Source organism: Nocardia sp. NPDC041819, assembly GCF_055590505.1.
In genome coordinates, this window is sequence record NZ_JBVJAP010000017.1 from 89,199 (window position 1) to 108,320 (window position 19,122).

Below are 19,122 nucleotides of genomic sequence, written 5' to 3' on the forward strand. Positions count from 1 at the left end.
GCCTTTCACGGGTGAGTCGTGGTTATCGGATGTCGCCACCTAGGTCTCGGGGGTCCAGCGCGAACCGGTGACGGTGAAGATGTCCGTCACCGGTCGTCGCGGGGTCGGCGGGATCATGTCCGTGTCGTCGGGCGCGGTTCCGATGCGGATCAGCACTTGCGGGGTGGCCGGGCGCGGGACCATACCGCCGAGCAGTCCGCGCGTTGTCGGCAGTTCGGTGATGTGGGTCAGCGCGCAGGTCCCCAGCCCGGCGGCGGTGCATTCCAGCAGCACGGCCGACAACGCTTCACCGGTGCGCAGCCACTGCGTCACCGAATCGCCTTCGGTGCCGAGCACCACCAGCCGCGCGCGATCCTCCTGCCGGGCGCGTCGCATCGAATGCGGAGACGGGGGAAACGCGCGGCCGACTCCGACCCGGGCGAATTCCGCGTCGGACACCAGCGCGGCGGCGGGCACGCCCTCCGGGTTCTCGGAATGCCCTGTCCACCATTCCAATTCGGTCTGATACAGCAAGTCGTGCCTGCGGAGCGCACCGACCTGCTCGGAGGCGGCGGCCAGCCGGGGCCGGGCGCTGTCGTCCAAGACGCTGAGTTCCACCTCGTGCGGGGAGGTGAGCATCCGCAGCCGGGGGAGCACGTCGGCGAAGCCGTCGGGTTCGGTCATCGGCAGCCGGTCGGTGCGCCGCCGGTCGATGGCGAGTGCTCGGCTGTGGATTCCCTCGGGCGGGTCGGCCCACGGCTGGAATTCGATCACCGCCAGGTGGTCGGGTCGCTGCCGGTCGGGTACGCGCGTCGTGTCGGTGTGCCAGCCCCGGTCGGCGAAGGTGGTTCGCGCGTGATGCAGTACGGCTCCGCAGCTGATGATCAGCTGGCGTCCGTGCGGATCGGTCGAGGGCAGTAGTCGGTCGGCGTCGGTGTACAGGTGCAGGCGCGTGCCGTCGAAGATCCAGCGCCATGGTTGGGTGTTGTGCACCGACGGCGCGCGGGTGGCGAGCCGCAGCGCGGCCAGCATCACCCGATGATCGGGCACCGGGAGGCCGGGTGCTTCGTCGTTCGCGGTCATGCTTCGAGTCTTCGCGCGATGGCCGCGGGGGACTACGGGCGTTCCGCCCGGACCGCAGGGTCCTTGGTCCCCGCGTCCGGCACCGGAGCGGACCGCGGCCCCCACTGCCGCGAGTGCCGCCGTGACCTTCACGGCGTCCTACTCCTCGGTCTCCGCCACACGGGTGCGCAGGATCGCCACGCCCCACCACAACAGCCGGACCGCGAGAGCGGCGTAGATCAGGACAGCGGGGTACACCAAGCCCGCGCCGTAGTCGCGGGCCCATGCGGGCAGCAACACCAAGAGCGCGGCCGGTATCCCGAGCAGCATGATCGTCGCGACCACCACCGCGGGAACCGCCAGCGGAGCGGCATCCGGGTCCGGGGTTCCGCCGGACGAGGGTCGGGGAATGAACCGGGGTGACATAGCACACATCCTGTTCCTGCGGTGGTTCCGCCGGGAGGGTACTGCTACCCGTAAGCGTGGGGCGAACGTCCCGATGTGGGTGTGACCTCGGCCGACATCAGCGAGCGGCGGCGCGGCGATTCGGCAGGGTGCCGAAGTAGTAGGAGATACCGACTGCCATCAGCGCGCCACCGGCCGCCGCCGCTACCTTCTCGGCTGTCGTTCGAGGGCCTCCGCGCAGTAGTGCGCTGCCTACCACGAGATTGGCGGCCCCCCACGCCACGTTCTCGGTCGGAGAGGAGAGACCGACGCCGGGCGGGTTCGCGAAGGGAGTGGGGAACCGTTCTCCACTCAAGCCCTTGACCGTATGCGGGACGGCGTTGACGAGCAGTGCGCCCGCGGCGAATTTGGCGAGCGTGTGCGTCGTGGAGCGGATTCCCGTGGCCATGGCTCTCCTGGGTGTGGCAGTGGGTCCGAGACTATCCGAGGCCCCGGATCAGAACTCGAAGGCGATGCTGAGCAGCGCGACGACGATGTCGCCTGCGGTGTCCACGAGCCGGTCGCGGTCCATCGGCAGCCTGCCGTCGACCCAGTCCACGTAGACCGCGGTGAGGGCGCCGGCCAGGGCGGCGCCGATGGCGGCGAGCGTCTCGTCGCTGCTGGCGAACAGGCCGACGGCGGCCGTGCCGAGGACCGGAGCGAAGGCCCGGACGACCGCGGGCGTCCGGAGGGCGACGTGGCGGCGCAGGTCGTCATCGGCGAGGGGCTCGCGCAGCAGTACCCGGGCGCGGCGCGGGTCCTCTTCGAAGAAGTCCGCGCAGATCCGCAGCGCGGATCGGACGGCGGCGCGCGGATCGGTGGCGGGCTCGATGGCGGCGACTCGCTCCCGCAAGGCCGCTTCGACCCGGTCGTAGACACCCCGGATCAGTGTCTCGCGGCTGTCGAAGCTTTCGTAGAAGTAGCGCGGGCTCAGGTTCGCCTGACGCGTGACCGCCCGCATGGTGACCGCGCTCGTCCCCGCCGTACCGAGCAGTTCGAACCCGACGTCCAGGAGTTGTTCGCGGCGATCGCCGGATCGGTCTCGCAGCGTCTGGCCACGCCAGAGCTTGGGCGCATTCACCCGCTCATCCTCGCATCGCGATGCCCCGCCACCCTGTTGACATCAACCGATTCAAGATGAATCATCTGATTCAAGTTCGGCGGGCGCGCCGCCTCGCCCGCCCTGCGGCCGCGGTGAAAGGTTGCCCATGTTCAGCGACGAACAGTTCCAGCAAGCCCTGCGTCGTCCCCGATTGTCGAAACCGGTACCGGAGTTCCTCAGCACGAACCGGGCGGTGCCGATCCGGGCTGTCCCGGAAGCGGAGCTACAGGCCACGACCGAGGAGTGGTTCGGCGAGTTCGAGCGCAAACTGGCCTACTACGGGAAGCTCGGCATCGATCTGAGCTGGCTGCTCGACTGGGCGAAGAAGTACTGGTGGAGCTTCCTGGTCCGGGACATGAGCCTCAACCATGAGCTCTACACCGCCGACGTCCGCTATACCGACGTGACCACGTTCGGACGCACGATCGTCGGCATCGACGAGTTCGTGAAGTACAACTTCGCCTTCTTCGACGCCATCCCGGATTGGCGATACGACCCGGTGCCCGGCCAGGTGTACCTCGACGTGACGCCGGAAGGCCGGGTGCGCACGGTCATCCGGTACATCGGCAGCGGCCATTGGGACGGCCCGCTGCGCCTGTATCCCTACGACGACAGCGCGCCCGCGCTCCACGGCGACGGCCGATTCATCCAGTGCCCGGCCGTGGACCGCTATCACTTCAACCAGGACGGCCTGATGGAAGAAGGCGAAACCCTCTACGACGCTTTCGATGTCACCCAACGCGCCGGGATCCTCCCAGGGGACGGCAGCTGGCAGTTCCGTGCCCTGCTGGCCGCCTCCAAGCTTCCCGCCCTCGCCAACCGCTTCAGGAGATGACCGAGGCCCCTGAGTGGCCGGCGCTGTCCGGTATCGGGCGAGGATCGGCGCGATCATCACCCCTCTCCGCGATGGCGAAGCCAGGTTCATCGTGCTGAACCTGGTCTATCCGGCCTCGGCCGCGTATGTGGCCTGGGGTCGGCTCGGCACGGAGTCGTTCACCGGCTGACCCGCTGCGGGAATGTGCCCCGGTGCAAGGGATCTCTTACGGAGCCCATCTTTTCGCTGCCGCGTGGTCGTGGGCGGGAATGACCTCGATGCCGGCGGGTAGGCGGTACAGGCGGTGGATGGCGGCGAAGGCGGCGGATCGATCATGGTCGACGAGAAGGCCCGGCAGCGGAGGTCTTTCGCGGAGCAGGGCGATCTGCTCGCGGCGCCAGACGGCGTCACCGGCCAGCAGTACGGTGCCGCCGTCCGGTACGGCGAGAACGAGCCCGATGCTGCCCGGGGTGTGGCCGGAGAGATCCACCGCCAGGACCGAGCCGTCGCCGAAGAAATCGTGGCTGCGGGAAAAGGTCAGAACCGGAGGTCCGTCGAGGTCGAAGGCCGGGGTGAGGCGTGAGCCGAGCGACTCGGCGACTCCCATCGGGGCCGTCGCGGGGTCCGTCGCCCACGCCAGTTCGGCCGTGGACGCCCGCAGTGCGAGTGACGCCGGTAGATCGAGCAGTCCGGCCACGTGGTCCCAGTGAATATGCGTCGCGATCGCGAAGTCGACCGCGTCGACGGGGATAGCCGACATCGCCAGCGAATCGCCCAATCCGACAAGCGGTTTCCTCGGCGCGACGAGCTCACGATAGGGGCGGCGCAGCCGCGGCAGGACCCGGGTGTGCACGTCGGCGCACATCGCCGGATCGACCAGGAAACGAGCTTCCGGGTGTTCGACGAGGAAACTGGTCATCGCGATCGCTACCGTGGGCGGCCGCAGCGCTCCTTCGATCACCCCGTAGGCCGGGGCGGGGCGCACACCATGGACGAGCGCCGTCAAACGAACTGTGGCCCGCGCCGGGGGCAGTCCCGCGTTCGTGATCGAGCCCAGCAACTCCGCGTCGGGGCGGCGGGGGAACACCGTGCGCCACGGCATCGACATCCCGGCGGCACAACATGACCACCACGTTCCGGCAGCGCCGGTGCGCGCCGTCAACGGTCCGGTTGATGCGAATCCCACACCCGCCCCTTCCCCGCCCGACCGGCAGCGACATGTCCGACGACAGCCTACTCGCGCAGCGCGCTATGTGAACTTTCGTTCTCGTCGTTGGTCGAGCGGTTCGCGATCTCCGGATGGCGGGGTGGAGCCGCCGACTACTGATGAAATTGGATGTTGTGTCGCCCGCCTATACCCGGGCCGCTAGAGTCGTCAGGTAATTAAGTTACTAGTGGTTCTATTTGTTCATGCAGGTATGCCGTTTGGTTGCCGGAAAGCGAGAGGTGATGGCATCAGTGGAACACGCCGACGCGAGCGAACGCGCAGCGGCATCGACGGCGCGGCGACTGGCCGCGCTCCTGTTCGGCGTGGGGATACTGCACTTCCTCGCGCCACAGCCGTTCGATTCGGTGATCCCCGCACAGCTGCCCGGCCGGCCCCGCCTGTACACCCACGGCTCCGGGGTCGCCGAACTCGTCGTGGCCGCCGCGCTCGTCACGCCGCGGACGCGGCGGTGGGGCGGGCGATGGGCCGCCTGGTTGTTCCTGGCGGTGTTCCCGGCCAACATTCAGATGGCGGTCGACTGGCTGCGCGACGATCGGATCCCGGCGCCCGTGAAAGCGGTTGCCCTGGTGCGGCTTCCGCTGCAGATCCCGCTGGTGCTCGCCGCCAGGAAGGTGCAACGAGCAGGCCACGTGCAGCGCTGACCGGGTCTCGCAGCGGACTCGGTCCGGCCGTGGCGGGAGCGCCTGACTCACAGCGGCGTGCCGACCGCGCGGCGCCGCGTGGGCTTGTCCGTGGAGCATTTGCCCGAACGATCTGGTGACCCGTGCGCCAGGGCAGGGGAGTGACCTGTACCGGGCTGATGCCGCGAGCCTGCAGCGCACGAGTGGGATACGCGCGATGATGGAGTAGTGCGCACCCGCTATCACGATCACCTCGAGCAGCTCGCCGGTCAACTGCGAGTGATGTGCGCGCGCAATCGGGAAGCCATCGCGATGGCGACCGACGCGCTGCTCGGCGCGGATCTGGAGCTGGCCGAGCGCACCATCGACTACTGCGCCGAAACCGTGGCGATGCGCGAGGGTACCGAGCACGCCGCGGTCACGCTTCTGGCGCTCGAGGCGCCGGTGGCGGGAGAACTGCGGCGGGTGGTGACCGCGCTGCGGTTGGTCGACGACCTCACCCGGATGAGCACCCTGACCGAGCACATCGCCCGTACCGCGAGGCGCAGGCATCCCGCCGACGCCGTCCCCGAACCGGTGCGCAACCTGGTGAGTCACATGGGTGAGACGGCGGTCGACCTCGCTGACGCCGCGGTCGGCGTACTGACCACCGCCGACCCCGGCGACGCCGCGGATCTCGACGCCCGCGACGACACCATGGACGACCTGCACCGCGATCTGCTCGCCGCGATCCTCGCCGAGGGCTGGGACAACGGCACCGCCGCCGCGGTCGATGTCACCCTGCTGGGCCGCTACTACGAACGCTTCGCCGACCATGCCGTCGAGGTCGGCCGCCGCACCCTGTACATGACCACCGGGCAGCGGCCCGACGACACGGCACTGCAGCCCGGCTAGTTCCGGGCGGCACGCGACATCGTGACCCGAGAATCCAGGTCGGCCCCGAAGGGCCGGCCTGGAATTCGCCCGGACGGATCAGGCGAGGTCGAACCGATCGTTCTCGACCACCTTGACCCACGCGGCGACGAAGTCGTTCACGAACTTCGCCTCGGCGTCGTCCTGCGCGTACACCTCGGCCAGTGCGCGCAGCACCGAGTGCGACCCGAAGACGAGGTCGTTGGCGGTGGCCGTCCACTTGGCCGCACCGGAGGACCGGTCGAAGCCTTCGTAGACGTTCTCCGCCGACTCGGACGCCTTCCACTCGGTGTCCTGGTCGAGCAGGTTGACGAAGAAGTCGTTCGTCAGCACGCCCGGCCGGTCGGTGAACACACCGTGGTCGGTGCCGCCGTAGTTGGCGCCCAAGGCCCGCAGGCCGCCGATGAGCACCGTGAGCTCAGGAGCGGTCACGTCCAGCATGTAGGCCCGGTCGAGCAGCAGGCGCTCCAGCGGAGCCTTCTCGCCGCTGCGCGCATAATTGCGGAACCCGTCGGCCCGCGGTTCCAGCACCGCGAACGACTCGACATCGGTGTTCTCCTGGGTCGCGTCCGTCCGCCCGGGGGTGAACGGCACGGTGACGTCGTGCCCGGCGTCCTTCGCGGCCTTCTCGATCGCCGCGGACCCGGCCAGGATGATCAGGTCGGCCAGCGAGACCTTCTTGCCGCCGGAGGCGGAACCGTTGAAGTTCTGCTGGATCTGCTCGAGCACCGGCAGAACCTTGGCCAGCTCGTCCGGCTCGTTGACCGCCCAGTTCTTCTGCGGCTCGAGACGAATCCGGGCACCGTTGGCGCCGCCGCGCTTGTCGGTGCTGCGGAAGCTGGCCGCCGACGCCCAGGCCGTCTTGACCAGTTGCGCTACCGACAGGCCGGACTCGAGGACCTTGCTCTTGAGGGCCGCGATGTCCTGCTCGTCGATCAGCTCGTGATCGACGGCGGGAACCGGGTCCTGCCACAGCTGCGGCTCCGGAACCCACGGCCCGAGGTAGCGGGTGATCGGCCCCATATCGCGGTGCAGCAGCTTGTACCACGCCTTGGCGAACGCCTCGGCCAGCTCTTCGGGGTGCTCCAACCAGCGACGGGTGATCTCGCCGTAGATCGGGTCTTCCCGCAGCGCGAGGTCGGTGGTCAGCATCGTCGGGGTACGCGCGGGGCCGTCGAACGGATCCGGGATGGCACCCTCGCCCGCGCCGTCCTTCGGCTTCCACTGCCAGGCTCCGGCGGGGCTCTTGGTCAGCTCCCACTCGTAGCCGTACAGGTTCTGCAGGAAGCCGTTGCCCCACCGGGTCGGGGTGGACGTCCAGACGACCTCCAGGCCGCTGGTGATGGCGTCCTTGCCCTTGCCCGTGCCGTAGGCGCTCTTCCAGCCCAGGCCCTGCTGCTCGATCGGGGCGCCTTCGGGCTCGGCGCCGACCAGGCCGGCGTCACCGGCGCCGTGGGTCTTGCCGAAGCTGTGGCCGCCGACGATCAGCGCGGCGGTCTCCTCGTCGTTCATCGCCATGCGGCCGAACGTCTCCCGGATATCCCGCGCGGCGGCCACCGGATCCGGCTGACCGTTGGGGCCTTCCGGATTCACGTAGATCAGGCCCATCTGGACGGCGCCGAGCGGGCCCGCCAGTTCACGGTCGCCGCTGTAGCGCTCGTCGCCGAGCCAGGTGTCCTCCGGGCCCCAGAAGACCTCTTCCGGTTCCCAGATGTCCGGGCGGCCGAATCCGAAACCGAAGGTCTGGAAGCCCATCGACTCCAAGGCCACGTTTCCCGCGAAGACGAGCAGGTCGGCCCAGGAGATCTTGTTGCCGTACTTCTGCTTGACCGGCCACAGCAGCCGGCGAGCCTTGTCCAGATTGGCGTTGTCCGGCCAGCTGTTGAGCGGAGCGAAGCGCTGCGCGCCCTGACCGCCGCCGCCGCGGCCGTCGGCGATGCGGTAGGTACCCGCGGCGTGCCAGCTCATCCGGATGAACAGGCCGCCGTAGTTGCCGTAGTCGGCGGGCCACCAGTCCTGCGAATTGGTCAGGACCGCGGCGACGTCGGCCTTGAGGGCATCGACGTCGAGTTTCGCGAACTCCGCGGCGTAGTCGAAGTCCGCACCCAGGGGGTTGGATTTGGACGAATGGGCGTGCAGCACCGAGACATCGATCTGCTCCGGCCACCAGTCCTTGTTGCTGCGGGGGCGATGATCCGTCTTCGGGGTGGGCGACGGGATCGCCGGGTTCTCACTTTCGCTCGAGCTGTGAGTTTCGGTGTCAGGATTGGGCGGGCGGCTATCGGATGACACAGCATTCCTTCCTGAATGAGTGATGTGGGCTGCGATCACGGATGTGATCGGGAAGCCTGTGTTTCCACACAATCGGGACACAGGCCCCAGTAGATGACTTCGGCCTCATCGATCGAGAACCCGCTGTCATCGGACGCGGTCAGACACGGCGCATCGCCGATGGCGCAGTCGACATCGGCGATCACCCCGCACGCCCGGCATACGACGTGGTGGTGATTGTCGCCGACCCGCGACTCGTAGCGCGCGACGGACCCGGAGGGCTGAATACGCCGCACCAAGCCGGTGGCGGTGAGCGCGTTCAACGAGTCGTACACCGTTTGGTGGGATACCTCGGGCAGCGCGGATCGAACGGCACGGATGATCGACTCCGTGTCGGCGTGCGGATGGTCGTGCACCGCGCTGAGCACCGCGACCCGGGGACGGGTCACACGCAGCGAAACTCCTCGCAGCAGCTGCTGGAATTCCGAGGCCGTTGGCATGCACGGAAGTCTCGTCCGCTTTCTGGAACGAGTCAAGAGTTTGTCCGAAAGTCGCGCTCTCCCAATCGAGATCGGCGCTTCCGGGCCTGGTAGCCGGTCGGTTGCGCGGGTGGGGCGGTGCCACCGTCGGCGTTGCCGGCCGCCCCGGCGGTTGGTCGCGATCAGGCGGCTCGAAGCCCCCCGCCGACGGCAGTGCCGAGCGTCGGTGCGCATGGGAAGCCGGGCCGCCCGGCTGGAGGCTCGCGGGCCGCCGGAGGGTCACCCAGTCCTTCGGAAATCCGGCATCAAGGCCGGAAGACGGATCGGATACACCCTTCCTTTTTGTGCTTGAAGATGTCGTAGCCGTACACCGCGTCGTCGAGTGGCATGTCGTGGGTGATCAAATAGGACGGGTCCAGGTCACCCTGCTGGATGTAGTCGAACATCCGGGGCACATACCGCTGCCCGAACTGCTGTGCGGTGCGAATGGTGAGGCCTTTGTTCGTCACGACCCCCATGGGGAACTTGTCGGTGAGGCCGTAGATGCCGAGCACCGCGACAACGCCGCCTTTCCGGCACGCGAGAATCGCTTCGCGCAGCGGTGTCGCGCGATCGGATTCCAGCCGCAGGAGTTGTTTGGCTTTATCGTAGATCTGCTGGAATCCGGTGCCGTGTCCTTCCATTCCGACGGCGTCGATGCAGGCGTCCGGGCCGCGGCCACCGGTGCTCTCGCGCAGCGTCTCCTGGACACTGTCGACGGTGGTGTAGTCGATGGTCTCCGCGCCGAACTGCTCACTGGCCACGCGCAGCCGCTCGGGAAACCGGTCGATGACGAAGATCCGGTCGGCATCGAGCAGGCGGGCGGTGTGCCCGGCCATCAATCCGACCCCGCCGCTGCCCCACACCGCGACGGTGTCACCGGGGTGGATATTGCAGAACTCGGCGCCCATCAGGCCCGTCGGTACGGCATCGGAGAGGAACAATGCCTGTTCGTCGGTGATGCCTTCCGGTATCCGGAAGCAGTTGACGTCGCCGAAGGGGACGCGGACGTATTCCGCGTGGGAGCCCTGATAGCCGCCGAAGGGGTGGGTGTAGCCGTAGATTCCACCGCTCGGATAGCCGAGCAGCGGTTGTTGCAGCGCACCGTTCGGATTGGTGGTGTCGCACATCGAATACAGTTCGTGGTCGCAATACCAGCACGATGTGCACCCGATGAAGGACGGGACGACGACGCGGTCGCCCACCTTTGTCGAGCCGACCTCGGCCCCGATTTCGACGACTTCGCCCATGAATTCGTGCCCGAAAACGTCACCTTCCCGCATGCCGGGCAGATATCCGTCGATGAAATGCAGGTCGGAGCCGCAGGTGGTGGTCAGGCGCACCTGCACGATGACGTCATGCGGATTGACCAGCGTCGGGTCGGGCACGGTTTCCACGGCGAGGTTGTCGACGCCGTTCCAGCAGAGCGCACGCATGTCTCCTCCTGTTCACCGAGCCGACGAGCGAGCGCTCGGATTGTGGGCGAGAGTGGGCATTTCGCCGGTCTGCAGCCGGGCTCGGGCTCGATAGAGGGCGGTGAACATGGCCGCGCCGGTCAGCAGGTCGGGCAGTGGGGTCCGCGCCCGCATGGTCACCTCGGTGCCCAGATTGCGCGGCGCGTCCCGGAAGCCGAGGTCGACCTCGATGCCAAGGGCGGAGGCGCTGTCCTCGTCGTCCTCGTCGTCCGAGCCGACGAACCGCAGGTGCCCGTCCTCCTCGCGCAGGGTGGTCTTCCAGGTCGTGCGCCCGTCGGTGCCGGAGTGCAACGTCCACTCGTAGGTCGACGGTTCGGTCGAGCTGACCTCGGCGATATCGCCCAGCACCTCCGACAGGTTCGCCGGGTCGCGCCAGAACCGCTCGACTTCGGCTCGCGGGCGAGCGATGGTCACGGTCTGGCTGCTCGAATAGCTGCTCGCCGACTCGATCAGCCACCCCATGAGGTCGCTCAGCAAATGTTTGGTGTCATCGATGTAGTGCATGGGGCCTCCTGTTGGTCTCCGTAGTCGCCCGACACTTCGACGCGCACGAGAAGCACCGTGCCCTGTGGGCCAGCGGCACGAATCGCCGGTCGCAGAGGACGCGGAGTAAGAAACTGCCGCGCATGTCCTATGCGGTCTCGAAGCGGCTACCCGCCGCCGGATACACCAAACCGGATTCGCCGTTGTCGCTCGAGTCCGACGAGGTCAGCGGGACCGGAGCTCGCCTTCCTCGACTGTCCGGCCGCCGACCAGGGTTGCGCTCGGCGGCCGGCCCCTGCCGTACGAGCGCGGTCGGATCATCTCGATCGGCCGATCTCGGCCTTCTTCGCCGCCAGCCGCGCGGCGAATTCGGGGGATTCGAGAGAGGCCACCTGCGGCACGATCTCCGCGTCGACCGCGTCGGCGTGAGCGACGAGATTCGCGGTGTGGCGCATGGTGCGCTTGGTGGTGATGAGCAGGTCGCGCGGCGCGTCGGCCGCGGCCGCGGCGAACTCGACCGCGCCGTCCAGCAGCGCGTCGTGGTCACCGTCGATCACCCGGTGCGCCAAACCGGCGTCGCGGGCGGCCTCGGCGTCGAGAATCTCCCCGAACAGCGTCATCGCGGCGGCTCGCTGCGGCCCGACGGCGCGTTGCAGCATCCAGGTCATCCCGCCACCCGGATGAATGCCGAGCCGCAGGAACCGGGCGTCGAACCGGGCGCGGGGGCCGGCGATCCGCACGTCGGCGGCCAGGGCCAAGTTCAATCCCGCGCCGACGGCCGCGCCGCCGACCGCCGCGATGGTCGGCAGTGCGCACCGCGCGACCGCGAGGAATCCGTCGTAGATCACCCGCAGTCCCTGCTCGCGGGCCTCGCCGAGCGCGCTGAGATCGGCGCCCGCGCAGAACGCAGGCGGGGTTCCGGTGACGACCACCGCGTGCACGCCCGTATCGCGCTCGGCCTCGGCCACCGCGGCGGCCAGTTGTCCGGACAACTCCGGTGTCAACGCGTTCCGCCGATCCGGGTCGTGCACGGTGATGACCGCTACCTTGTCCCGCCGCTCTGTGCTGATCTCCGCCATGACCGGATCGTAGGCGCACGGGCGCGGCAGGTGGACACGCACGTGATGATCGCCGCTTTCGAATCGCGCCGAAGACAATCATGGACGCGAGATCGCCCGTGCTCAACGATCGCTGGACTGCGACGCGTCAGTGTGTTGCTGCTAGCGAGGAGAGTATGAGCGTGAGAGCGCACAGCAGGTTTCTGGTCGGCGCGATAGTCGCCGCGACGGTGGCGATGCTGCTGACCGCATGCGGCGGCGGGGAGGTCCGTACGTCCGGCGGTGTGCCGGTCCTGCGTTATCAAGGTTGGGCGTCTCAAGTCGTCATTCCGGAACTCGCGGAAGATCTCGGCTTCTTCGACGGCAAAGTGAAGCTCGAGTGGCAAGGCAATACCATCAGCGGTCCGCAGGACATCCAATCGGCGGCGACCGGTCAGGTCGACTTCGGTGGTGCGTTCGGTGGCGCGGTGGCCAAGCTGGCGCAGGGCGGCGCGCCGATTACGGCCGTGGTGAACTACTACGGGTCCGACGAGAAGACGTTCACCGGGTTCTATGTTCCCGAGAACAGCCCGATCAAGACTCCGAAAGATCTACTGGACAAGAAGATCGGAGTGAATACGCTGGGCGGCCAGTCCGAGGCGGATATCCACACCGCGTTGAAGAAGGTCGGTTTCGACGACCAACAGATCAAGTCGGTGCAGCTGGTGGTGTTGCCCCCGCCGAACACCGAGGACGCCGTTCGGCGCGGGCAGGTCGACGTCGCCGCGTTGAGCGGGCAATTCCAGCAGCGGGCGATCGCGAACGGCGGTCTGCGTCCGGTGTTCACCGACTACGAGGAATTCGGTCCGTTCAACGGCGGTCAGTACGTTTTCCGCAACGACTTCATCGCCAAGAATCCCGACAGTGTCCGGGCATTCGTCGACGGGGTCGCCAAAGCCATCGAATGGCAGAAGACGACCCCGCGCGACCAGGTGATCGCGAAGTTCACCGAGATCATCGAGAAGCGGAAGCGATCGGGGGAGGACGCCTCGTCGGTGAAGTACTGGTTGTCGGTCGGAGTGCCCGCCGTCAGCGGCGTCATCACCGATGCCGACTTTCTGCGCTGGGAGGCCTGGCTGCGAGATACCGGCGCGATCACCGGTTCGTTCGATCCTTCGAAGTTCTACACCAACGCATACAACCCGTACGCGCCGAAGTAGTGCGCACGACAGGTCGGGCTCCGCTGTGCCGCGAGAGCCTGACCTGTCCATCCGTGCCGCTCCTATCCCTGGTTTCGCATGTAGGACCACTTCCGCGACCGAATCCCATCGGACATAGCGCAAACCGCCTGGTGGGGGACATCGAACCGTAATCCGGGCGTATGCCCGATATCGCCTGCCGAGCGATTCATGCGACGTGCGTCGCACTGGTTCGATCATGGCGACGGGTATCCGATCGGCCACTGGAACAATCGGGCGCCATTGCGTGTTGTCACTGGTGCCGCTACTGTTGGTGCGGTCTTCATCTTGTGGATGTAGGTGACAGTTCCCTCCCACAAGAGTCCACATTCGCCACGGCGGTCTCGCATGCCGTGCCCCAGGCACCGCGCTCGGACCGGATGGCGCCGGCCACACAGCACATCGGCGCGCCGCAGCGAGCGTCATTTCCAGCAGGCGGCATTCATGGCGACCCGCCGCATCCGCAACCCACCAGGAGTAAATCCATGCAGGACAACAGTATTCGCAGACAAGACAACGCAACCGGAGAGAACCGCACGACATCGGTTACGGGCATCCTCGATATCACCGACAACCATGCCTCGCTGCACGTCGACGGCTACTTGCCCGGACCGCACGATGCTCATGTGCCCGCGCGCTCGATCCGCGAGTACGGCCTTCGCCGCGGCGATATCGTCACCGGCACAGTCGGATCCAAGCGGGAAGGCGCGAAACTCGCACCGCTGGTCGGAGTCGGCAGCGTCAACGGGCTGCCTCCGGGCAATGCCGGGTCGCGACCGCACTTCGCCGACTTGGTCCCCATCTATCCGCAGGACCGCCTACGGCTGGAGACCGAGCCGCACGAGCTGACCACTCGCGTCACCGATCTGATGATGCCGATCGGCAAGGGCCAGCGCGCGATGGTCGTCGCACCGCCCAAGGCGGGCAAGACGTCCGCGTTGCAATCCATCGCGCACGGCATCGCCAAGAATCATCCCGAGTGCCACCTGATGCTGGTGCTGGTCGGGGAACGCCCGGAAGAGGTGACCGACCTGTCGCGCGCGGTGCCCGCCGAGGTCGCCGCCGCGACCTTCGACCAGCCGGCCCGCGAACACATCGCGCTCGCCGAATTGGCCATCGAACACGCCAAACGTCTCGTCGAAATGGGCCGCGACGTGGTCGTGTTGCTGGACTCGCTGACCCGGCTGGCCCGTGCCTACAACCTGGCGGCCGCCGGGTCCGGCCGGATCCTCTCCGGTGGCGTCGACGCCGGGGCGCTCGCGCCACCGAAGAAATTCCTCGGCGCCGCCCGCAATATCGAGAACGGCGGCTCGCTCACCATCGTCGCCACCGCGCTGGTCGAGACCGGCTCGCTGGCCGACACCGTGATCTTCGAGGAGTACAAGGGCACCGGAAACGCCGAACTGAAGCTCGATCGGCACCTCGCCGACCGCCGCCTGTTCCCCGCGATCGACATCGACCGGTCGAGCACCCGCAAAGAGGAACTGCTGCTCACCGCCGATGAGTTCGCCGCCACCCGATCCCTCCGCAAGACCCTGGCGGGCCGCGACCCGCAGCAAGCGCTCGAACTGCTGCTGACCGGCCTGAGGCAAACCGAGACCAATGGAGACTTCCTGACCCAGATCCGCAACGCGGGCTGAGACGATGCGCTGTTCGACGAGATGCCTTGCGGGTGTTCTGCCGACCTGATGTGTTCGGCGCCCGCCGGGCGCCGAACACGTCTCACGCCTCGAACAGTGATTGCCCCAGATAGCCGCCCGGTGCCGCGACCCCGGGCGGGATCACGAACACCGCGGAACCGATCGGCGTCGTCCACACATTGAGCGCGTCGAATTCCGCGAGCCTGCGCTGCACTGGAACGAACTGCGTGTCCACGTCGCGCTGATAGGCGGCGAACAGCAGACCCGAGTTGGAGATCCCGCCCGGCGCGGGCGCGTCGTCGTAATTGTAGCCGCGACGCAGGAAACGCTCGCCGTCGTGCGTGTGATGAGCCCGAGCGATGTGCGACGACGGGGGGATGACGGGTATCCCGTTCGCGTCGACGGCCGTGAAGTCCGGTTCGTCGAACTCGCCGGTTCCGGTCAGCGGAGCACCGTTGGCAACGGTGCGGCCGATGGTGAGTTCCCTTTCCTCTCGGTCGATTCGGTCCCAGGTGTCCAATGTCATCGCGATCCGCCGCAGCACGCACGAGGTACCGCCGCTCAGCCAGGGCTGGGTCGCGCCGTCGTCCCACACCAGGCGGGCGAACTCCGGTGTGCCGGGAGCGAGGTTCACCGTGCCGTCCACCTGGCCCATCAGGTTGCGCGGCGTCCCGCCCGGCGCGGCATCGCGAAATCCACGCTGCACCCAGCGCACGGTGACCAGCGACGACACGCTCCGGCACAGCGCACGCACCGCGTGCGACACCGTGGTCGCCTCATCCGCGCACACCTGCAGGAGCAGGTCGCCTCCGCTCCAGGCGGCTTCGAGCCGGTCGATGGGGAACGGGGGCAACGGCCGCAGCCAGGACGGCTTGCGATGCTCGAGGCCGGCCGCCGGGAACACCGCGGGCCCGAAACCCACGGTGATGGTGAGCCGCGCCGGACGCTGCGCCAGTTCGGGTTCGGTGTCCGCGAGCGCGGGCCGCCCCTGGGTGAGCCGGGCGGCGTCGCCGGTCCATATCTTCAGCAGTCCGACGAGGTCCTCGCGCCCGACTCCCGCCCTCAGATCGAATGCGACGAACGCCGCGTGCGCTTGCGCGACGGTATCGATCCCGCCTTGGTGCGGTCCGTAGAACGGCACCGCCGCGTCCCACGGCGACGGATCGGGCCCCCGCTGTCCGATGCGGGCGGCGGCGCCGAGCCCGGCACCGGCGACGCCTGCCGCGGCGGCACCGCCGCCCAGCAGGCGCCGCCGGTTGATCCGTGCGGGTCGCGGTCCGTTCCGCTCAGCCACCGTGCGCGGGGGTCTGCGCGCCGGCGTGTGACTGGCCGCCCGCGTGATCGGGTACGTAATTCTCCTGGTTGCCCGCGAAGTCGCGCACCTGCGCGGTGAATGTCGTGCTCGAGCCGTCGTCGAAGGTCAGCGTGAGCGACGTCTCCGATCCGGTGCGCAGTGGTCCGTGCAGGTCCATGAACATGATGTGGTCGCCGCCGGGCCGCAGCTGGGTGCGGCCGTGCGCGGGGACGACGAATCCGCCGGGTTTGGGCCGCATCGCCTTCGTCCCGTTCGCGTCGGTGACCACTTCGTGCAGCTCGATCCGGCCGGAGGCGGGACTGGTGGCCGAGACGATGGTGCGGGGGGTGTCGCCGCTGTTGATCAGGTCGCCGAACGCGGCAGACATCCCGCTGTCGGCCGCCTTGACCCACTGGTCGGCAATCGTCACGGCGTCGGCTGATGCGACGGTGTCCGTCTTCTCGGCCGAGGAGCACGCGGTCAGCAAAAGGGGCACCGCCGCGGCGGCGATCGCGCCCCGCAGGAGGCGAGCGATGCGTGGTGCAGTGAAGGTATTGATAAACATGAGAACTCCGGAAGTTTCGCGCGATGTGGTGTGGTGCGCCGACGAGGCGTGAGGCGTCGACCGATCCGCCGGTGGGCCTGCCGGTCCGTCATCGGGTGCTGTCGGCCGGCGCGGCGGACTTGTGTGGACATCACCGGACCGGCCGAAGGCCGGCGCTGTTCCGAACGCCGCAACCATTGGGGGACTCGCCGAAATAGACCGCGGCTCACCGAATCTCGCGGCGAACCGCTGTGCCGTGCCACGACCTGCCGTGGCATTCGCTGATTCGGACAGGTTTCGGGCCGCGTGGACGATGTCGATCCCGATTCGCGTCGCGGGGCGGTGAGCCCGCGATGCTCGCCGGCGCGAGGAAGAGGTCAGGCCCGGAGTGGTGGACCGCGCAGACCGGAGCCCGAACCGAGCAGCAGGCGCCGTGGACGAGCCAGCGCCCGGCCGAAGGCGAACGAGCCGAGCCGGACCGGTGCGCTGGGCCCGTCGGCGAGCACGCGCACCGCGTGCCGCACGTCGGAAACCGCCCGCAGCACACCTTGTTCGGCGGCGCGGATGAGCAGCGCGCCGAGCGGAACGGCCGCCAGATGCGTCAAGAGCATCGCCGACGTGGTGCCCGCGTGGTGGTGATGGCCGGCCGACAGGGTGGATGCGACGTGTGCGACGGCTTGCCCCACCGCCAGCGTCGCCATGATCTCGCCCGGTCCACGCCGGTGCGGCCGCCTACCGGCCAGCACGCCCACCGCCGCGCACGCGGCGATCAGCAGGGCGATCGGCGCGGCGCCGGGAGACAGCGCGCCGCCGCCGAGCGCGTGCGCCGCGATGCTCACCGCCCCGGCCGCGGATCCGACGAACGCGCCGCGCATCCGCGCCGCTACTACCGCCGGATTATCCACCGGCTCATACTACTTCCTGTCGTAGAGGTGACCGGCACCGGATCGAGTTCAAGCCCTGCCGTCAGGTCTGCCGCGAGTCGAGCTGTTCGGACCGAATCGGCGTGGTGCGCGATATCTCCGCAGCGCAACGGCGACTGCGGCCCGCTCAGACCGTGAGGGCCGCGTGGACGAGGTTGTGGTCGGATACCCCGCCGACGTCGTCGACCGCCGCCGCCGTGACGGTCGCGCCGTGCACCACCACGTGGTCGATGTACTGCGACTTCGGGCCCGAATCGCGGGGGCGGGTGGGGATCGCGCCTGCGGCGTATCCGGCGACGACGAAGGCGTCACCCAACCCGGCGGCGACGGAGGCGCGGTCGATGTTGAAGTCACCCAGCATCACCGCGGCGTTCGGCGATGCGTCGGTGGCGAGTTCGGCCAGGCGGGTGAGCTGGTCGGCGCGCCGCCGGTCACCGGTCACGTGGGTGGCGATCACCGTCAGGCCGCCCGCGTCGACGACAAGAGCGCCTTTACCGCGGTCCTGGGCAAAGGATTCGGCGGTGACTTCACGGCTCGGCTCGGCGGTGAGCACGACCAGATATTCGCCGCCGTCGAGCAGGGAGCTGGGGACTCGCCGCGGCGTCGGCAGCCGCTGATACCGCATCGCGTGGATCGTCCGGCCCGGCAGCGCCATTCGCAGACCGGCCAACTGATCGCCGCTGACCTCCTGTAACGCGATGATCCGTTCGGTGCGTTCGGCCACCCGCGCGGTCACCGCCGCGATCCGAGCCCCCTCGTCCGGCCATCGGGTAGCGACGTCCTCGTACCAGTTCTCGGCGTGCACGCGATGCAGAACGTTCCAAGTGGCCACCGTGATCACCTTCGCGATGGTATGCGACCCGGGTGGAACGGGTTACGGCGCGGGCTGCGCCGCCCTCGGCGCGCTCAATCCGCGCCCTGGATATCGATGCCCTGCTGGAGCGAGGCCACCGTGCGATCGAGGATGCGGTGCAGGGCCGGAATCGAATGGTCCGCACCCATCATCCAGTGATCGAGGCCGACGCCGAAGGCCGCGAAACAGCCCGCGGCCGTGAGCTGCGGCCGCAGATCGTCGGCGGGGAGCCCGGCGCGGGCGGCGAAGTTCAGCGCCATCGCGCGCTGGCGTCCCAGGGCGCCGATGAAGTTCTCCCGGCGCAATTCCGGGTTGCCGACCAGCAGCTGCCTGGCCCGGCGCGCCGTGTCCGCCTGGCGGTGGCGTGCCGGGGCGTCCTGCTCGTCGAGCAGAAAGTCGCGCAGCGCCGCGCGCAGTGCGGTCAGCACCGATTCGCTCGCCGGGCGCCGGTCGACGGCGGCGAGCAATTGCGCCATCAGGTCTTCCTCGTGGCTGAAGACCACCGCGAGCTTCGAGGGGAAATGGCGATGGAAGGTGCGCCGCGAGACCTGCGCGGCGTCGGCGATCTGCTGCACGGTGGTCTGTTCGAACCCGTGTAGTTCGAACAGCCGCAGCGCCGCCTCGACCAAATCCCGGCGCACTCGCGTCTTCTCGCGTTCGCGTGGACCGTTCACGCCCGTCATGT

20 protein-coding genes and 1 pseudogene are annotated in these 19,122 nt (G+C 68.4%); 6 read left to right on the top strand and 15 right to left on the bottom strand.

Annotated features, from left to right (window positions below; translation table 11 throughout):
* Nucleotides 1–39: 39 nt before the first annotated feature.
* The 4 genes from ACZ6DL_RS32455 to ACZ6DL_RS32470 all read right to left on the bottom strand — a co-directional run bounded on the left by ACZ6DL_RS32455 (nucleotide 40) and on the right by ACZ6DL_RS32470 (nucleotide 2,566).
* Entirely contained in the window at nucleotides 40–1,062 is a 1,023-nt protein-coding gene (locus tag ACZ6DL_RS32455; protein WP_466056832.1) for an Acg family FMN-binding oxidoreductase, read from the bottom strand.
* A 138-nt stretch (nucleotides 1,063–1,200) separates the two neighbouring features.
* Nucleotides 1,201–1,467, bottom strand: a complete 267-nt coding sequence (locus ACZ6DL_RS32460) for a hypothetical protein (RefSeq protein ID WP_466056834.1) — start codon at nucleotides 1,465–1,467, stop codon at nucleotides 1,201–1,203.
* A 97-nt stretch (nucleotides 1,468–1,564) separates the two neighbouring features.
* Nucleotides 1,565–1,894: a hypothetical protein gene (locus ACZ6DL_RS32465; protein ID WP_466056836.1), complete on the bottom strand. Its 330-nt coding sequence runs from the start codon at nucleotides 1,892–1,894 to the stop codon at nucleotides 1,565–1,567.
* A gap of 48 nt (nucleotides 1,895–1,942) precedes the next feature.
* Nucleotides 1,943–2,566 (bottom strand): TetR/AcrR family transcriptional regulator, encoded by a 624-nt coding sequence (locus tag ACZ6DL_RS32470; protein ID WP_466056838.1) that lies wholly within the window; start codon nucleotides 2,564–2,566, stop codon nucleotides 1,943–1,945.
* Nucleotides 2,567–2,693: 127 nt separating this feature from the next.
* On the opposite strand from ACZ6DL_RS32470, the gene ACZ6DL_RS32475 reads away from it, so the two are divergent.
* Together ACZ6DL_RS32475 and ACZ6DL_RS32480 are read left to right on the top strand one after the other, a co-directional pair.
* Nucleotides 2,694–3,422, top strand: a complete 729-nt coding sequence (locus ACZ6DL_RS32475; RefSeq protein WP_466056840.1) for a nuclear transport factor 2 family protein — start codon at nucleotides 2,694–2,696, stop codon at nucleotides 3,420–3,422.
* Between the two features lie 13 nt (nucleotides 3,423–3,435).
* Nucleotides 3,436–3,591 carry a hypothetical protein gene (locus ACZ6DL_RS32480; RefSeq protein WP_466056842.1) on the top strand — a complete coding sequence of 52 codons (156 nt, stop codon included), beginning with the start codon at nucleotides 3,436–3,438 and terminating at the stop codon, nucleotides 3,589–3,591.
* A 36-nt stretch (nucleotides 3,592–3,627) separates the two neighbouring features.
* Here ACZ6DL_RS32480 and ACZ6DL_RS32485 read toward each other — a convergent pair whose 3' ends face one another.
* The gene (locus ACZ6DL_RS32485) at nucleotides 3,628–4,587 is read right to left on the bottom strand and encodes an MBL fold metallo-hydrolase (RefSeq protein WP_466056844.1); all 960 of its coding nucleotides are present in this window, start codon (nucleotides 4,585–4,587) and stop codon (nucleotides 3,628–3,630) included.
* A gap of 263 nt (nucleotides 4,588–4,850) precedes the next feature.
* On the opposite strand from ACZ6DL_RS32485, the gene ACZ6DL_RS32490 reads away from it, so the two are divergent.
* Entirely contained in the window at nucleotides 4,851–5,270 is a 420-nt protein-coding gene (locus ACZ6DL_RS32490; RefSeq protein ID WP_466056846.1) for a DoxX family protein, read from the top strand.
* Between the two features lie 207 nt (nucleotides 5,271–5,477).
* On the top strand, nucleotides 5,478–6,143 hold the full coding sequence (locus ACZ6DL_RS32495; protein WP_466056847.1) for a phosphate signaling complex PhoU family protein: 666 nt from the start codon (nucleotides 5,478–5,480) through the stop codon (nucleotides 6,141–6,143).
* Between the two features lie 78 nt (nucleotides 6,144–6,221).
* Here ACZ6DL_RS32495 and katG read toward each other — a convergent pair whose 3' ends face one another.
* The 5 genes from katG to ACZ6DL_RS32520 form a co-directional block, all read right to left on the bottom strand.
* Nucleotides 6,222–8,453 (bottom strand): catalase/peroxidase HPI, encoded by a 2,232-nt coding sequence (gene katG, locus ACZ6DL_RS32500; protein ID WP_466056849.1) that lies wholly within the window; start codon nucleotides 8,451–8,453, stop codon nucleotides 6,222–6,224.
* Between the two features lie 35 nt (nucleotides 8,454–8,488).
* Nucleotides 8,489–8,932 (bottom strand): Fur family transcriptional regulator, encoded by a 444-nt coding sequence (locus tag ACZ6DL_RS32505; protein ID WP_040871953.1) that lies wholly within the window; start codon nucleotides 8,930–8,932, stop codon nucleotides 8,489–8,491.
* 284 nt (nucleotides 8,933–9,216) lie between these two features.
* Nucleotides 9,217–10,386 (bottom strand): zinc-dependent alcohol dehydrogenase, encoded by a 1,170-nt coding sequence (locus tag ACZ6DL_RS32510; protein WP_466056851.1) that lies wholly within the window; start codon nucleotides 10,384–10,386, stop codon nucleotides 9,217–9,219.
* 12 nt (nucleotides 10,387–10,398) lie between these two features.
* Nucleotides 10,399–10,929 (bottom strand): hypothetical protein, encoded by a 531-nt coding sequence (locus ACZ6DL_RS32515; protein WP_466056853.1) that lies wholly within the window; start codon nucleotides 10,927–10,929, stop codon nucleotides 10,399–10,401.
* 296 nt (nucleotides 10,930–11,225) lie between these two features.
* Nucleotides 11,226–11,987: an enoyl-CoA hydratase gene (locus tag ACZ6DL_RS32520; protein WP_466056855.1), complete on the bottom strand. Its 762-nt coding sequence runs from the start codon at nucleotides 11,985–11,987 to the stop codon at nucleotides 11,226–11,228.
* A 155-nt stretch (nucleotides 11,988–12,142) separates the two neighbouring features.
* On the opposite strand from ACZ6DL_RS32520, the gene ACZ6DL_RS32525 reads away from it, so the two are divergent.
* Nucleotides 12,143–13,165, top strand: coding sequence for an ABC transporter substrate-binding protein (locus ACZ6DL_RS32525; RefSeq protein WP_466056856.1), 1,023 nt, complete (start codon nucleotides 12,143–12,145; stop codon nucleotides 13,163–13,165).
* 506 nt (nucleotides 13,166–13,671) lie between these two features.
* Nucleotides 13,672–14,823 (top strand): annotated as a pseudogene (locus ACZ6DL_RS32530) (transcription termination factor Rho, short form); the annotation flags it as partial.
* Nucleotides 14,824–14,905: 82 nt separating this feature from the next.
* Here ACZ6DL_RS32530 and ACZ6DL_RS32535 read toward each other — a convergent pair.
* From ACZ6DL_RS32535 to ACZ6DL_RS32555, 5 genes are all read right to left on the bottom strand, one after another.
* A complete protein-coding gene (locus ACZ6DL_RS32535; RefSeq protein WP_466056858.1) occupies nucleotides 14,906–16,117 on the bottom strand; it encodes a Dyp-type peroxidase in 1,212 nt (403 codons plus the stop codon).
* Nucleotides 16,110–16,682, bottom strand: coding sequence for a copper chaperone PCu(A)C (locus ACZ6DL_RS32540; protein WP_466056860.1), 573 nt, complete (start codon nucleotides 16,680–16,682; stop codon nucleotides 16,110–16,112). Before ACZ6DL_RS32540 ends, ACZ6DL_RS32535 begins: the two co-directional genes overlap by 8 nt.
* 356 nt (nucleotides 16,683–17,038) lie before the next feature.
* Nucleotides 17,039–17,566 (bottom strand): hypothetical protein, encoded by a 528-nt coding sequence (locus ACZ6DL_RS32545; RefSeq protein WP_466056862.1) that lies wholly within the window; start codon nucleotides 17,564–17,566, stop codon nucleotides 17,039–17,041.
* Nucleotides 17,567–17,711: 145 nt separating this feature from the next.
* Complete coding sequence (locus ACZ6DL_RS32550) at nucleotides 17,712–18,416, bottom strand: endonuclease/exonuclease/phosphatase family protein (protein WP_466056864.1); 705 nt, start codon at nucleotides 18,414–18,416, stop codon at nucleotides 17,712–17,714.
* A gap of 74 nt (nucleotides 18,417–18,490) precedes the next feature.
* Entirely contained in the window at nucleotides 18,491–19,111 is a 621-nt protein-coding gene (locus ACZ6DL_RS32555) for a TetR/AcrR family transcriptional regulator (protein ID WP_466056865.1), read from the bottom strand.
* Between the last annotated feature and the right edge of the window lie 11 nt (nucleotides 19,112–19,122).

Coding starts and splice junctions, on each gene's coding strand:
- ACZ6DL_RS32455 (WP_466056832.1), bottom strand. CDS start 1,062: ATGACCGCGAACGACGAAGCACCCGGCCTCCCGGTGCCCGATCATCGG.
- ACZ6DL_RS32460 (WP_466056834.1), bottom strand. CDS start 1,467: ATGTCACCCCGGTTCATTCCCCGACCCTCGTCCGGCGGAACCCCGGAC.
- ACZ6DL_RS32465 (WP_466056836.1), bottom strand. CDS start 1,894: ATGGCCACGGGAATCCGCTCCACGACGCACACGCTCGCCAAATTCGCC.
- ACZ6DL_RS32475 (WP_466056840.1), top strand. CDS start 2,694: ATGTTCAGCGACGAACAGTTCCAGCAAGCCCTGCGTCGTCCCCGATTG.
- ACZ6DL_RS32490 (WP_466056846.1), top strand. CDS start 4,851: ATGGCATCAGTGGAACACGCCGACGCGAGCGAACGCGCAGCGGCATCG.
- ACZ6DL_RS32505 (WP_040871953.1), bottom strand. CDS start 8,932: ATGCCAACGGCCTCGGAATTCCAGCAGCTGCTGCGAGGAGTTTCGCTG.
- ACZ6DL_RS32510 (WP_466056851.1), bottom strand. CDS start 10,386: ATGCGTGCGCTCTGCTGGAACGGCGTCGACAACCTCGCCGTGGAAACC.
- ACZ6DL_RS32515 (WP_466056853.1), bottom strand. CDS start 10,929: ATGCACTACATCGATGACACCAAACATTTGCTGAGCGACCTCATGGGG.
- ACZ6DL_RS32520 (WP_466056855.1), bottom strand. CDS start 11,987: ATGGCGGAGATCAGCACAGAGCGGCGGGACAAGGTAGCGGTCATCACC.
- ACZ6DL_RS32525 (WP_466056856.1), top strand. CDS start 12,143: ATGAGCGTGAGAGCGCACAGCAGGTTTCTGGTCGGCGCGATAGTCGCC.
- ACZ6DL_RS32540 (WP_466056860.1), bottom strand. CDS start 16,682: ATGTTTATCAATACCTTCACTGCACCACGCATCGCTCGCCTCCTGCGG.